Source organism: Onishia taeanensis (assembly GCF_003268885.1).
In the GTDB taxonomy this organism is placed as follows: domain Bacteria; phylum Pseudomonadota; class Gammaproteobacteria; order Pseudomonadales; family Halomonadaceae; genus Onishia; species Onishia taeanensis_A.
In genome coordinates, this window is sequence record NZ_QLSX01000002.1 from 134,594 (window position 1) to 146,575 (window position 11,982).

General features: G+C 61.8%; 10 protein-coding genes and 4 tRNA genes. 5 read left to right on the forward strand and 9 right to left on the reverse strand.

Annotation, left to right across the window (positions count from 1 at the left end):
• Nucleotides 1-41 precede the first annotated feature (41 nt).
• The 8 genes from dnaB to rnr form a co-directional block, all read right to left on the reverse strand.
• Nucleotides 42-1,430 (reverse strand): replicative DNA helicase, encoded by a 1,389-nt coding sequence (gene dnaB / locus BCL93_RS03365; RefSeq protein ID WP_112053718.1) that lies wholly within the window; start codon nucleotides 1,428-1,430, stop codon nucleotides 42-44.
• A gap of 208 nt (nucleotides 1,431-1,638) precedes the next feature.
• Nucleotides 1,639-3,156 carry a carbohydrate porin gene (locus BCL93_RS03370; RefSeq protein ID WP_112053719.1) on the reverse strand — a complete coding sequence of 506 codons (1,518 nt, stop codon included), beginning with the start codon at nucleotides 3,154-3,156 and terminating at the stop codon, nucleotides 1,639-1,641.
• Between the two features lie 411 nt (nucleotides 3,157-3,567).
• Nucleotides 3,568-4,014 carry a 50S ribosomal protein L9 gene (gene rplI, locus BCL93_RS03375; RefSeq protein ID WP_112053720.1) on the reverse strand — a complete coding sequence of 149 codons (447 nt, stop codon included), beginning with the start codon at nucleotides 4,012-4,014 and terminating at the stop codon, nucleotides 3,568-3,570.
• A 15-nt stretch (nucleotides 4,015-4,029) separates the two neighbouring features.
• Nucleotides 4,030-4,881: a hypothetical protein gene (locus BCL93_RS03380; protein ID WP_112053721.1), complete on the reverse strand. Its 852-nt coding sequence runs from the start codon at nucleotides 4,879-4,881 to the stop codon at nucleotides 4,030-4,032.
• A 12-nt stretch (nucleotides 4,882-4,893) separates the two neighbouring features.
• Complete coding sequence (gene rpsR, locus BCL93_RS03385; protein WP_092523331.1) at nucleotides 4,894-5,121, reverse strand: 30S ribosomal protein S18; 228 nt, start codon at nucleotides 5,119-5,121, stop codon at nucleotides 4,894-4,896.
• Nucleotides 5,122-5,145: 24 nt separating this feature from the next.
• Entirely contained in the window at nucleotides 5,146-5,529 is a 384-nt protein-coding gene (gene rpsF, locus BCL93_RS03390; protein WP_092523329.1) for a 30S ribosomal protein S6, read from the reverse strand.
• A 143-nt stretch (nucleotides 5,530-5,672) separates the two neighbouring features.
• Nucleotides 5,673-6,461: a 23S rRNA (guanosine(2251)-2'-O)-methyltransferase RlmB gene (gene rlmB, locus BCL93_RS03395; RefSeq protein WP_112053722.1), complete on the reverse strand. Its 789-nt coding sequence runs from the start codon at nucleotides 6,459-6,461 to the stop codon at nucleotides 5,673-5,675.
• A gap of 101 nt (nucleotides 6,462-6,562) precedes the next feature.
• The gene (gene rnr, locus BCL93_RS03400; RefSeq protein WP_112053723.1) at nucleotides 6,563-8,956 is read right to left on the reverse strand and encodes a ribonuclease R; all 2,394 of its coding nucleotides are present in this window, start codon (nucleotides 8,954-8,956) and stop codon (nucleotides 6,563-6,565) included.
• 238 nt (nucleotides 8,957-9,194) lie between these two features.
• Here rnr and BCL93_RS03405 point away from each other — a divergent pair.
• From BCL93_RS03405 to BCL93_RS03420, 4 genes are all read left to right on the forward strand, one after another.
• Nucleotides 9,195-9,281: transfer RNA gene (locus BCL93_RS03405), tRNA-Leu, on the forward strand.
• Nucleotides 9,282-9,401: 120 nt separating this feature from the next.
• A tRNA-Leu gene (locus BCL93_RS03410) sits at nucleotides 9,402-9,488 on the forward strand.
• A 63-nt stretch (nucleotides 9,489-9,551) separates the two neighbouring features.
• A tRNA-Leu gene (locus tag BCL93_RS03415) sits at nucleotides 9,552-9,638 on the forward strand.
• A gap of 53 nt (nucleotides 9,639-9,691) precedes the next feature.
• Nucleotides 9,692-9,778: transfer RNA gene (locus BCL93_RS03420), tRNA-Leu, on the forward strand.
• A 333-nt stretch (nucleotides 9,779-10,111) separates the two neighbouring features.
• On the opposite strand, the gene BCL93_RS03425 is transcribed toward BCL93_RS03420, so the two are convergent.
• Complete coding sequence (locus BCL93_RS03425) at nucleotides 10,112-10,969, reverse strand: DNA/RNA non-specific endonuclease (RefSeq protein ID WP_181463021.1); 858 nt, start codon at nucleotides 10,967-10,969, stop codon at nucleotides 10,112-10,114.
• Nucleotides 10,970-11,544: 575 nt separating this feature from the next.
• On the opposite strand from BCL93_RS03425, the gene BCL93_RS03430 reads away from it, so the two are divergent.
• Nucleotides 11,545-11,856 carry a high-potential iron-sulfur protein gene (locus BCL93_RS03430; protein WP_112053724.1) on the forward strand — a complete coding sequence of 104 codons (312 nt, stop codon included), beginning with the start codon at nucleotides 11,545-11,547 and terminating at the stop codon, nucleotides 11,854-11,856.
• Nucleotides 11,857-11,982 lie beyond the last annotated feature (126 nt).

An 11,982-nucleotide genomic window follows, 5' to 3' on the forward strand; every position in this document is an offset into this window, starting at 1 on the left:
TTGCAGTCTCAACCATGATCCCCGCGCCGTGGCAGGTGCGACTATTCGCCGAAGTGCTGACCGTAGCTGTCGGGCGCCAGATCCTCAAAGCGGGTGTACTTGCCGATGAAGGCCATGTGCACCGTGCCGATGGGACCGTTACGCTGCTTGCCAATGATCAACTCGGCCAGTCCCTGGTTATCGGGGTTGTCCGGGTTGTAGACCTCATCGCGATAGACGAAGGCGATGACGTCGGCGTCCTGCTCGATGGCCCCGGACTCGCGCAGATCCGACATCACCGGGCGCTTGTTGGGACGCTGCTCCAGGGAGCGGTTGAGCTGAGATAGCGACACCACCGGGCAGCCGAATTCTTTGGCGAGCCCCTTCAGGGAGCGCGAAATCTCGGAAATCTCGCCGGTGCGGTTCTCGGAAAAACCGGGAATCTGCATCAACTGAAGGTAATCGATCATCACCAGGCCGATATTGCCGTGCTCGCGCACCACCCGGCGGATGCGCGAGCGCATCTCGTTGGGCGACAGCGCGGCGGTATCGTCGATAAATAGCTGCTTGTCTTTCAGCAGATTGACCGCCGATGTCAGACGCGGCCAGTCCTCGTCCTCGAGCTGACCGGTACGCACCCGGGTCTGGTCGATGCGACCAAGCGACGACAGCATACGCAGCATCAGCGCCTCGGCGGGCATCTCCATGGAGAACACCATCACCGGCTTGTCGCTTGAGATCACGGCATGTTCGACCAGGTTCATGGCGAAGGTGGTCTTGCCCATCGAGGGACGCCCGGCAATGATCACCAGGTCCGAGGGCTGCAGACCCGAGGTCATGTCGTCGAGATCGCGAAAACCGGTCGACAGCCCGGTCATCTCGCCTTCCATGTTGAACATTTCATCGATGCGATCCACCGCCTTGGCGAGCAGGTCGCTCATGCCGATGGGGCCGCCGGTCTTGGGGCGATCCTCGCTGATCTGGAAGACCAGCCGCTCGGCCTCGTTGACCAACTCATCGGCCGGTCGCCCCTGAGGCGCAAAGGCACTCTCGGCGACCTGGCTGGCCGCTTGAATCAGCTTGCGAAGCGTGGCCCGCTCGCGAACGATCTCGGCATAGGCGCGGATATTGCTCGCCGACGGGGTGTTACGGGCAAGCTCGGCCAGATAGGCGAGCCCGCCGACGGTATCCAGCTGATCGCGGTTCTCCAGCGCCTCTGACAGCGTCACCACATCCAACGGGTGCGAGCCCTCGGCCAGGCCTGCCATGGCATTGAAGATCAGTCGGTGCTCGTAGCGGTAGAAGTCGCCGGCCACCAGCTGCTCGGAGACCGCATCCCAGGCCGAGTTGTCCAGCATCAGACCGCCCAGGACGGACTGCTCGGCCTCCAGCGAATGGGGCGGCACCTTGAGCGCAGCAGTTTCCTGATCGAGCTCGACGGGTTCGTTCATGGAGTCGGGCACCTTCGGTGATTCGGTAAGCGGCGCTCATTCTACCCCATCCCTGCGACACACCCCATTCCTGACCGGGCTTCCTGGCAACGAAAAAACCCGCTGGCCCTGAGGCACGCGGGAAGGATCGATACACCGAGCTGGCGACGAGGGCGGGCGTCGCGACACGCCCGCCCTGTCGTTACATGCAGTATGGTTGAGTTTTACATTAGAACCAGACTTCTGTTTGCACGCCAAAGCTCCACTGACCGCCGGTGAAGCCGTCTTTGCCGAAATCATCGGAAATATCGTCACCGGCGCTGTCGGTCGCCGTGTTCAGGATGTAATCGTTGAGCTCGTCGTCCCAGTCAGTGTAAGAAGCAAACACGCGGATCTCGGGACGCTGCCAGAAGCCGCCCACCTGAGGCTTGAAGGTCGGAGCGATGGTGAACTTGCTCCAGTTGCCGCTGACCGCATTGCGAGACTTGTAGTCTTCGGGCTGCAAGTCCATGTACTGATAGCTGGCCTCGTACTGCATCTCGAAGTTCTCGGTCAGCTCATTGGCCAGACGCACGTTCACCCCTGACCACTGGTATTTATCTCCCGCATCGAAGCGATCTTCACTGGTTTCCGCGAACACGGAAGGCGCGATCCGCCAACGAGGTGCCAGGTAGGTGGTGCCATAGACGGCCAGACGCGCCGCCGAGGCATCCTCGGTGAGGTCACCGTTGGTCCCCAGCGACTTCACTTCGGCCCCCAGGCCCTGACCATACAGCAGCGCGGCCTTGAAGCTGCCCTCATTGATTCCGAAGAAGCTGTCGCCATGGTAGGCCAGCATGGTGTGGATACCGCTGTCTGCCGCCTGGGAACCATTGCCCAGATCGCGTTTGTCGTTGTCGGACGCCGACATGGCGTTGATCATCCACTGCACCTTGCCGAAGTAATTATTGGCGGTGAAGATCAGGTTATCGGTGTTGCCGGTCAGGTTGGGCGATGTGCTGTCGACGGGATACTCGCTGAAACTGCGGCCATAGAGTGAGAAGTTGGCCTTCCAGCTATCGCCAAGCTGTACGTCGTAGATACCGCCGCCGGTCCCCGACAGGAAGATGACATCGGAATCGATCCAGTGGATGTCGAAGTTATCGCGATCAAAGCGCTTGCCCGCCCAGATCGAAGCATTGGCGAAAGCGCCGGTAAAGCTCGGCAAATCGCTGAACTCGGCATAGACCTGGCGCACATTGAGACTGGATTCATCGGCGGTCCAGTCGTTACTGGTGGTCACTCCATCGGCGATCATGGTGCGGTAAAGAGCCTTGGCACCGTTGTCGTAGGTCTTGCGGTAGTTCAGAACCGACTCGACGTAGGTATCCGGTTCATTACCCAGTCGGCCCACATAGCCTCCCACACTGCCCGCAGGCGTCACGGTTGGGCCACCCGGAATACTCTTGCCATCGTCACCGACCAACAAGCCGGAGCGGGCATAGGCGTTGAAGGAGAAGCCTTCTTCACCGCTGGCTTGGCGGGCGACCTCATCCAGACGCTCCTGGCCGGCATCAACGGTCTCCTCGACCGAAGCGGCGCGGGCTTCGGCGGCATCGGCGCGTGCCTCGGCGGCGGCGACACGGGCTTCGAGATCGGCCAGGCGCTGTTCGATATCGCTTTGCTGGGCGCTGGCCAGGCCGCTCAGGGTGAAGCTGGCAACGGCTATAGCGGCGACGAGCGGGGTTCTCAGCATGGCTGCATTCATGGGGGCGAGTCCTTTTATGCTTGTTGTGTGTAACACCGGGGCTAGCAGTCTTTATCGATTAAGATGACCGGCGAGAATGGATATCGCCGATGTCATCGAATAGCCCCTGAACGACCCCTTCCACAAAACAGGAGTCATCGTTCAAAGCAAAACTTAATCGTTTAAGCCCGCCCCCGCAAAAGGAAATCGACCCTGTTCCGACCAATGTCTAAACAAGATGGGGGAGCGCTATCAGTCGAACCGTCATCCGCAGTGGCAGTTCCATCAGGCGGCGGACTGCCCATATCGGGAAGGTCGAAGGACGAAAAGCGCGCACAAAAAAAGACACACAGGGAAATCCCCGTGTGTCTCTTCATGTCGTGCGTCACGTCATGCGCATCGAAGATGCAGCGTGACTCGCTCGGCGACGACTTACTCGGCGACGATTACCACGCGCACGCTGGATGCCACTTCGGCATGCAGCTGCAGGTCGATATCGTATTCGCCAGTCCGGCGAAGCGGACCTTCCGGCATGCGGACTTCGCTCTTGGCGAGGTCGATGCCGGCCTGGGCGATGGCTTCGGCCAGGTCGCGCGGACCGATGGAACCGAACAGCTTGCCGTCTTCGCCAGACTTGGCGACCAGCGAGAGCTCGATTTCGGCCAGCTGTGCAGCGCGGGCTTCGGCTTCGGCCTTGCGCTCGGCGGCCTGAGCTTCAAGCTCGGCACGCTGGGCTTGGAAGGCTTCCAGGTTTTCTTTGGTTGCCGGAACGGCCAAGCCGTAAGGCATCAGGTAGTTACGGCCGTAACCGGGCTTGACGGTGACCTTGTCACCCAGGCCGCCCAGCTTGCCAATGTTGTCGAGCAGAATGACTTCCATCTCGTGAACCTCTTGTCAGACGCTGCGGGCCAGACGCGTGCGGAAGTCCGCAAACGTATCGATCAGAGCCAACAGCAGCACAATCAGAATCGTGGGCCAAGTAGTGATCAGCAGTACGTAAAAGATCACCAACCAGAGCCCCTTCATCCCCTTGAGACCAATAATTCCGTGAATCAGCGCGATGCCCGCGATCAGCAGGGGTACCCAGGCAAGAATCGCCAGCCCCGGCAACGCCAGCAGCGAGCCGAGAATCCCCAGCACCACCAGGGTCACCAGCTCCCGCGGCGCCAGCCGCAAGGAGTGAAACTCCTCGCGGAAGCCGCCGGGGTTATAGAGCCCGGATTGCCAGCCGCGCGCCATGGCCAGGCAGGCCACGGCGAGCAGCAGCACGATGATGCCGCTGACACCACCGACGATCAGGGTCGCGAGTGCCTCGGTGGAGATGCCCTGACGGGTCAACTCCTCCAGCATTCGCTGGGCCTCCGGCGAGCTCTGACTGAGCTGATCGATCAGTGCCTGGCTGCCACCCGGTGGCAGAAAGACCCCCAGCTGGACCATGGCGGCTCCGGCTAGCGAGCCGCTGATCAGCGCCTCGGACCAGCGCAGGCGCTCTCTGAGCACCACGCCCATCAGAGTCACCAGCAGCAGGGTCGCCAGCGGGATCACATCTCCCTGAACCCACCACCATCCTGCAGGCAGGCCGGCAGCCAGGATCACCGGCAACGCCGATGCCATGCCCTGGCGCAGAGTGACCAAGCCAGCGATGGCGGCACTCATCCAGAACAACCAAGGCACCAGCCCTGCAAGCGCGGCCCCTCCGGCAGCGTAGGGCAGCCCCCGCATCATCCAGCGGGCAATCGACAGCATCACGCGAACGGCTTACTGGTGGCTATCGGAGTACGGCAGCAGAGCCAGGTAGCGCGCGCGCTTGATAGCGCTGGACAGCTGACGCTGGTAGCGTGCCTTGGTACCGGTGATGCGGCTCGGAACGATCTTGCCGGTCTCGGTGACGTAGGCCTTGAGAGTGTCCAGATCTTTATAGTCGATCTGCTTCACGCCTTCGGCGGTAAAACGGCAAAACTTACGGCGACGGAAAAAGCGTGCCATGTAAAATCCTCCTGGCGGTGCGTATCAGTTAGCTTCAGCGGTTTCGGTACGTTCGCGCGGCTTGTCTTCGCGACGCGGACGCTTTTCTTCCGCCGGCTTCATCATCGGTGAAGCTTCGGTGATGGCTTCCTTGCAACGCACGACCAGGCTACGGATGATCGCATCGTTGAAGCGGAAGATATTCTCGATTTCTTCGAGGGTCTCGCCGCTGCACTCGACGTTCATCAGCACGTAGTGAGCCTTGTGGATCTTGTTGATCGGATACGCCAGGTGACGACGGCCCCAATCTTCCAGACGATGAACGCTGCCGCCGCTCTCGGTGACGAGGCTGGTGTAACGTTCGACCATCGCCGGAACCTGTTCGCTCTGGTCCGGGTGGACCATGAACACGATTTCATAATGACGCATAGTGTCTCCTTTCGGTTTGACAGCTTCCATAGGGCTATGTCGAAGGTCAGCCTTCGCAGCACCAGGGGAAGCAAGGAGTGATTTAACGGGTGTGTTGTCTGGCCGCAGTCCGACCAAGCCGGACAATTGTAGTGACCGTCTGGCTAGCTTGCAAGCTGGCGCTGCCGCAGAGCCTCGAACAGGCAGATACCGGTGGCCACCGAGACGTTGAGGCTCGACACGCTGCCCACCATCGGCAACTTGACCAGGTTATCGCAGGCTTCGCGCGTCAGCCGCCGCATGCCCTTGCCTTCGGCGCCCATCACCAGCGCGCAGGGCCCGCTGAAATCGCCGTCGAAGACGCTGGCGTCGGCTTCGCCGGCGGTGCCGGTGATCCATACGCCGTGATCTTTCAGCTTGCCCATGGCCCGCGCCAGGTTGGTGACCTGATAGACCGGCACGCTCTCGGCAGCCCCGCAGGCGACCTTGCGCACGGTGGCGTTGAGCGGCGCGGCCTTATCCTTGGGCACGATGACGCCATCCACGCCGGCCGCATCGGCGCTGCGCAGGCAGGCACCGAAGTTGTGCACGTCGGTGACACCATCGAGGATCAGCAACAGCGGCGGCGTGTCCTTGGTCCAGCCCTTGAGCCGGAGCCACAGAGACTCTTCGCCCTCGACCGATAGCGGCGGACAGAAGGCCACGATGCCCTGATGCGCCGCGCCCTGGGCCAGCGCATCGAGGGTGTCGCGGGGCTGGAGCTGGACGCGGGTACCGAGACGACGAGCTTCGTCGAGCAGCTCGGCCAGGCGAGCCCCTGCATTGCCGTCCTGCACCCAGAGTTCGCGCGGGGCCTCGCCCCTCGCCAGCAGGGCGCGCACCGCGTGCACGCCATATACCGCATCGAGGCCAGCGGGGGCCTTGGGCCCACGCTGGCCGGGACGTCGTTTCATGATCGGCTTTTCCTGATAGTTCGTAGCATGCCGGCGCCTGGCCATGATGCTCAGCGATAAGCACCTGGCCTTGTTTTAAGCACCTGGCCTTACGCCTTTGCTCAGCGCTTGGCGCCGCCGCCCCGCGGCTTGCGCGGCCCGCGGCGACGGCCTGACTTGGGCTTGTCGCCCTTGGGCTTATCACCTTGCGGCTTGTCGCTGCCCGCCTGCTCGGTGCCCGGCTTGCGGCGCGGCGCACGCTTTTGACGCGGCTTGTCGTCGACCAGATCGAAGTCGATCTTGCGGTCGTCGAGATCGACCCTTGCGACCTGCACGGTGACACCGTCGCCCAGCCGATAGCTGACGCCGGAACGCTCGCCCTTGAGGCGATGCTTCTCGGCCTCGTAGTGGTAGTAGTCGGAGGGCAGCGAGGTGACGTGCACCAGCCCTTCGACATAGACATCATCGAGGCGCACGAAGATACCGAACTGGGTAACCGAGGCGATGGTGCCTTCGAAGACATCGCCGACCTTGTCGGACATGAACTCGCACTTGAGCCAGTCTTCCACGTCGCGGGTGGCATCGTCGGCGCGCCGCTCGGTCATCGAGCAGTGCTCGCCGAAGTGCACCATCTGCTCGAAGGAGTACGGTGCCCAGCGGCTGGGCGGCTCCACCGAGGCGCCGTCGGCGCGCAGCACGGTCGAGGTCTGGCGCGGCCCACGGATCACCGAGCGAATGGCGCGGTGCACCAGCAGATCCGGATAGCGGCGGATCGGCGAGGTGAAGTGAGCATAGGCCGGATAAGCCAGGCCGAAGTGCCCTTCGTTCTGGGGCGAATATACCGCCTGGTTCATCGAACGCAGCATCACCGTCTGGATGATATCGGCATCCGGGCGATCCTTGATGACCTCGCGCAGCGCCTGATAGTCCTGCGGCGTCGGCTCGTCGCCGCCCCCCAGGGAAAGACCCAGCTCGTTGAGGAACAGGCGCAGGCGATCCAGACGCTCAGGCGTCGGCGGCTGGTGAATGCGATACAACGCCGGGAGATCATGCTTGTCGAGGAAGCGCGCGGTGGCGACGTTGGCTGCCAGCATGCACTCTTCGACGATCTTGTGGGCGTCGTTGCGCGAGCGCGGGACGATGGAGTCGATCTTGCGCTCTTCGTTGAAGAGGATCGCCGTCTCGGTGGTCTCGAAGTCGATGGCCCCGCGCTCGCTGCGCGCGGTGCGCAGCAGCTGATAGAGCTCGTGCAGCTGCTTGATCGACGGTACCAGGGAGGCGTACTCATCACGCAGTGCCTGGCCTTCGGGGCTCTCCGGCTCCTGCAGGATCTTGCCGACCTTGTTGTAGGTCAGTCGCGCATGAGACTGGAAGACCGCCTCATAGAAGCGGTAGCGGCTGATAGCGCCGGTTTTGGAGATATTCATCTCGCAGACCAGGGCCAACCGGTCGACCGCCGGGTTCAGCGAGCACAGGCCGTTGGAGAGCAGCTCGGGCAGCATCGGCACGACCTGGCCCGGGAAGTACACCGAGTTGCCGCGCACCAGTGCCTCTTCATCCAGCGCACTGCCGGGCCGCACATAGTGCGAGACGTCGGCGATGGCGACGATCAGCTTCCAACTGCCGGACTTGGTCTGGTAGGCGCAGATAGCGTCGTCGAAGTCTTTGGCGCTTTCATCATCGATGGTCACCAGCGGCAGGTGACGCAGATCGATGCGATGCGCCTTGTCGTCCTCGGCGACCTCGGCGGACATCGAGCCGATCTGCTCGTCCACCGCCGGCGGGAATTCGTCCGGGATATTGTAGCTGCGGATGGCGATGCCGATTTCCATCCCCGGGTCCATGCGCTCGCCGAGCACCTCGGTGACCTCACCCACTGGCTGCTTGCGGGTCTCGGGCTGCTGGACGATCCGCGCCGATACGACCTGTCCGTCCTGAGCGCCACCGCTGGCGCTATGGGGAATCAGCACTTCCTGAGAGATGCGGCTGTTCTCGGGAATCAGCACCGCGAACTCGTCGTTGTTCTGACGATAGATGCCCACCACGGTCTGGGTGTTGCGAGCGATGACTTCGGCGATGGTTGCCTCATCACGGCCACGGCGATCGCGGCCGCTTACACGCACCAGCACATGATCGCCGTGGAAGACACGGCGCATCTGGCGTGGCGGCAATACCAGGTCAGGCTTTTTGCCGTCGTCGCGGAGGATGAAGCCGAAGCCGTCGCGGTGCCCGAGCACCTTGCCCTTGATCAGATCGAGCTTGTCGATCAGCGCGTAGGCGCCGCGGCGGTTGCGCAGCACCTGGCCGTCGCGCTCCATCGCCGCCAGGCGACGGCGCACGGCTTCTAGCTGATCGTCGTCCTCGAGGCCCAGCAGCCGGCTCATGTTCTCATGAGTCATCGGCTTGCCGGCCTCTTCGAGGCGGCGCAGGAGGTATTCGCGGCTGGGTACCGGATTATCGTACTTGTGGGCTTCACGTTCCGCGTGGGGATCGTCGCTGAGCGTCCACTGAGTCATACGCAAGGCGTCCTTAATAAGGGAAAAACGATGCACCACGGACGTGAGGCAAGAATTCGTGTGTTCATTAACATCGCGCCAGTATAGCGTCGCAAAGAGCCCGACCCAACCATAACCGTGACTACGTCTCAAGCATTCGGCGGTCAGATCCTGGTTGGCCCGCGCGCAGAAAAATCTTTCTGGCGCCCCGGCCCACGTCTTGCATTGTCACATGGAATCGGTATTATACCGCCCACTTGCCCGGGTGGCGGAATTGGTAGACGCGCTAGCTTCAGGTGCTAGTGTCCGTATGGACGTGGAGGTTCAAGTCCTCTCCCGGGCACCATCGATGATCTCAATGCTTCGGCCCGATCATCACGGGATGAAAATCCCACCGGCAGTAATGGCTGTTAGAAGTACCAGCAGGACCCGTTGATCACTCAACGGCACAACTTGGCTTGTGTTCGCCCAGGTGGCGGAATTGGTAGACGCGCTAGCTTCAGGTGCTAGTGTCCGTATGGACGTGGAGGTTCAAGTCCTCTCCTGGGCACCATCCTGATCACTTTTACAAGATGATCTCGATACACCAGCACGCGAACACCGGCCAGCATGATGCGCCCGGGTGGCGGAATTGGTAGACGCGCTAGCTTCAGGTGCTAGTGTCCTTATGGACGTGGAGGTTCAAGTCCTCTCCCGGGCACCAATTCGCATCATGTAGCAACACCTTCCCGATACGCCGGTCCCGGCGACCCCGCTGCCCAGATGGCGGAATTGGTAGACGCGCTAGCTTCAGGTGCTAGTGTCCTTATGGACGTGGAGGTTCAAGTCCTCTTCTGGGCACCATCGCTTTTCCCGCTTTATCTTGCCTGTTCTCCCAACAAGCTCCTCTCCCCCATATCTTGTTTCCCCATACGTTGTTTTTGCTTAACTTTGTTTCCACCTATCCTACTCTGCACACGTTGTCCGGTATTCTTTGCCCCGCACACGTTGTCCGGTAATCCTTGTCCGGTATTCGGTGAACCCTTCCCTTTGCTGCCCCAGCTCTTGTGCTCGCCCCCTATCCGTTAGGCCTACTCTGTACGCTACGTCTCGCACGCCTGCGCCGTGATGCACGCGACTGCCACCTAAACCGTCTCGCCTTGAGCCACCCACTTTGGCACATGCCGGGAACCAGGGTTACTGAAAGCGTCCGGGACGCCGTGATACTGCCTGCAGAGCCCAACCACGGTCGTTAACGTTGCCCTCGAGACGCGCCGCCGCTGCCGAGGGCAGGTTCGGGAAGAAGTCCAGGCCAGTGCGGGCCTCTATCTCGTCGACGCTAACCAGGAACCGGTCCAGCGGCTCGCTGCCACTGACATCCTGGGGCATGATGAAGGCCAGCACGCGAGGCGTCTCGGAGGGCACGACCAGGATCTTGTAGAACGCCTCGGGCACCTGCGTGAAGCCCACCCGACGAAAGGCCCCATCGAGAAAGTCTTGGGGGTAGATGGGCCCGGTAATCACCTGAAGGGTGCCGAACCGCGGCACGAAATAATCCATGACCGCCTCCTCCAATCGCTGCCAAAGCTGGCGATTGAGGCTGGGCCGCTGGGGCGACATATTGCTCATCAGAAAGGTCTGGCGCTGGGCCTCGCGACCATAGACGGCGGCGATGGCATAATTGGGCGCCAGGTGACCACGATCATAGCCGCTGCCGCTATAGCTATCGGTACTCACCGGCCAGAGGGTGCGCCAGTCACGCTGAAAACCGGGGCGATCGCCGATCCGCGATGTCCCCACATCGTTCAGCCAGTAGCTGACCCACAGCGGATTGACCCTCAGATCGGACCAGCCCACCAGATATCCATCGTTGCGCAGTACGCGATGCAGGCTCAGCGGAGTGGGGGTCTCCCAAGTCGTGATGCCCATCCAGCTCAGGCTGTCGCGATATTCGGCCTCCTGGCTATACCAGAGCCCGGTGGCCACTGCCGCGAACAGCCCCATGATCATCAGGCGACGCAGCCCGGCACGCCCCATCGACAACAACATCCCCATTCACGCCCCCGGCTGTAGTTTCAGCATTCCCGACGCCAAACCAGGACGCTTCCCGGCCGCCGCCTGGCCCACATCGGGCCGACCGGCGGAGTATACCAGCGTCACCTGATGCGCACAGGCGGCGCTGGGGCGGCTATGGGCCGATACAGCACGCCGAGGATTCCCTGCTCCCAGTGTCATGCACTAAACTACCCCTATCGAACTAGCCGTACTTAGCTCCCTTACATAACTACCTGTATATAACTACCTGCATGTCACAACATGCACTGGACGACATGCACTGGACGACATGCACTGGACGACATGCACTGAATTGAGAGGATAGCGCGCCGTGAGGCGCTGTTGATCGAAATGGTAGCGAGACGGCGCGGCAGTGAGGTGCAATAGTAGCTAGGTGCAGCGCTAGCCAAACGAAGCGCTAGCAAGGCATAGGAAGAAGCAAGAGGCAGGACCAGCGAGGCAAGGTAGCCTCGCCCAAACCAGAGGCGGCCCGAGCCGCCCCTTTGACCGTGAAGCGGGTCCCGCCCCTGGCAAGGCATCCAAGGACCCGGAAAGACCAATCCCAAGGAGATACCATGGCTAATCAGAGTCGTCGCGACTTTATGCGTAACAGCCTGCTGGGCCTTGCCGCCCTGCCGCTGGGTGCGGGCATCCTGTCACGCCAGGCCCTGGCTCAGGATCTACCGCCTCTGGACCCGGAAAATCCGCAAGCCAAGGCACTGAACTACGTCGCCAAGGCAAGCGATGCCAGCGACCATCCGGCCTACGCTGATGGCGAACAGTGTTCCAACTGCATGTTCTATAACGCCGATACCCAGGGCTGCCAGCTGTTCCCGCAGAACAGCGTGGCGGCAGGCGGCTGGTGCCAGTCCTGGACCGCTGCCTAAGGCCCCGATGCTGCCGTCCCGGCGGCAGCACTGCGCTGAGGGCCAACCCATTGTGCCCAGGCACTACGACAAGACCCGCCAATTGGCGGGTCTTGTCGTTGCTGGGCTTGTATCAATCCTAGCTTT

Bases quoted from the DNA above. Each gene is read 5' to 3' on its own strand.
- dnaB (WP_112053718.1), bottom strand. From the start codon at position 1,430: ATGAACGAACCCGTCGAGCTCGATCAGGAAACTGCTGCGCTCAAGGTG.
- BCL93_RS03370 (WP_112053719.1), bottom strand. From the start codon at position 3,156: ATGAATGCAGCCATGCTGAGAACCCCGCTCGTCGCCGCTATAGCCGTT.
- rplI (WP_112053720.1), bottom strand. From the start codon at position 4,014: ATGGAAGTCATTCTGCTCGACAACATTGGCAAGCTGGGCGGCCTGGGT.
- BCL93_RS03380 (WP_112053721.1), bottom strand. From the start codon at position 4,881: ATGCTGTCGATTGCCCGCTGGATGATGCGGGGGCTGCCCTACGCTGCC.
- rpsR (WP_092523331.1), bottom strand. From the start codon at position 5,121: ATGGCACGCTTTTTCCGTCGCCGTAAGTTTTGCCGTTTTACCGCCGAA.
- rpsF (WP_092523329.1), bottom strand. From the start codon at position 5,529: ATGCGTCATTATGAAATCGTGTTCATGGTCCACCCGGACCAGAGCGAA.
- rlmB (WP_112053722.1), bottom strand. From the start codon at position 6,461: ATGAAACGACGTCCCGGCCAGCGTGGGCCCAAGGCCCCCGCTGGCCTC.
- rnr (WP_112053723.1), bottom strand. From the start codon at position 8,956: ATGACTCAGTGGACGCTCAGCGACGATCCCCACGCGGAACGTGAAGCC.
- BCL93_RS03425 (WP_181463021.1), bottom strand. From the start codon at position 10,969: ATGGGGATGTTGTTGTCGATGGGGCGTGCCGGGCTGCGTCGCCTGATG.
- BCL93_RS03430 (WP_112053724.1), top strand. From the start codon at position 11,545: ATGGCTAATCAGAGTCGTCGCGACTTTATGCGTAACAGCCTGCTGGGC.